The organism is Pseudoalteromonas sp. SWXJZ10B (genome assembly GCF_015864475.1).
Classification (GTDB): Bacteria; Pseudomonadota; Gammaproteobacteria; order Enterobacterales; family Alteromonadaceae; genus Pseudoalteromonas; species Pseudoalteromonas arctica.
The window spans coordinates 1-1,179 of the sequence record NZ_JADYXD010000057.1 but is presented as its reverse complement, the minus strand read 5'-3'; the positions used below and the strand labels follow the sequence as shown (position 1 = coordinate 1,179).

The following is a 1,179-nucleotide window of genomic DNA, read 5'->3' as shown; positions in this document are numbered from 1 at the left end:
TTGACAGGATAAGTCAGGCTTGTAGTTAGCCATAACAGTTTACCGTGGGTGAATAATATCTATTAGATCACAGCGAATGAATGGATTCAAGGTTAAAAAGCAATCAATTGAAAATAGTAGAATACGTTCCTAGAAAGAGTAATTCTACAGCCTCAACGCCTCACTAAGAGGCAAAAAAATGTTGGCTAAAATGTTGAGGAACGAAAACAGCCAACTGTTTTTTGTCCTTTTGAGCAGCTTGTTAGATGCGATTTTAATTAAACACCTTTTCTAGCAACGAATGACTTACCTTCATAACTCAAAGTTAGGTTGTATTTCTTCATGCTCTTAAGTTTGTTATTTAACAAAATATGACCACTTACGTTACATACTTGATAAAAGTCATCATCGTTTGACGAGAGAATGTCCGCAGTGCCTTCAATATATAATAATTTATCGGAATGAAATACTATCGATGTAATAATAGTGCCGTCACACCACATTGCCTCGGGGAAAACATCAAGTTGTAACCTACTACTTAAAAACCATTCAAAATCACTTTGTAAAGTTTGAGTAGTATTTTCGTTTAATTTACTCCGAACATTTAATAAGTCAGAAACAAAAATATTTTCACTTTTGCGGATAGAGTTTTTTATTAACCTCTTGCTTGCAATCATTCTTTTATAGCTCTTACTGCTATATTCATAGATAAATTCACGAGAATTAGGTGAAATGTATATTGATTTAACGATACCATCTTTAAGAGTTAGGTACATTTCACTGTCAGGAGCAGTGACTTCTCTATATCTTTCGGAGCCTTCATTAACAATTAAGTAAGGAAACTTATTTACGAGTTCATTCAAACTTAATCCGATGATACAAATATCATCCAAACATGCATTGCTTGAAGTGATATAACAACCATCAAAACGAAACTCTAAATCAGGATCAAAAGACAATTCCAACCCTATTTTTTTATAAATCCATTTTTCTGACGTAATTTCATCTTGACCGTCAGGGTTACAGATTTCATCAGGTAGACCTAAGAAGGTTTTAATCTCCTCCCTGAACATACCAAATTCAACTTTTTCAACACCAGTATTAGGATAAATATTCATAGCATCTAACGAGCCTGTAGATTAACTCGTTTTAAAATTTTTTTATTGATAAACAAACCATAGCTGAGTTCCTATTTTGGTT

1 protein-coding gene is annotated in these 1,179 nt (G+C 33.0%); it reads right to left on the bottom strand.

Going from position 1 to position 1,179, the window contains the following annotated elements:
• Nucleotides 1-257: 257 nt before the first annotated feature.
• Complete coding sequence (locus I6F54_RS20155; RefSeq protein WP_165729589.1) at nucleotides 258-1,097, bottom strand: hypothetical protein; 840 nt, start codon at nucleotides 1,095-1,097, stop codon at nucleotides 258-260.
• Between the last annotated feature and the right edge of the window lie 82 nt (nucleotides 1,098-1,179).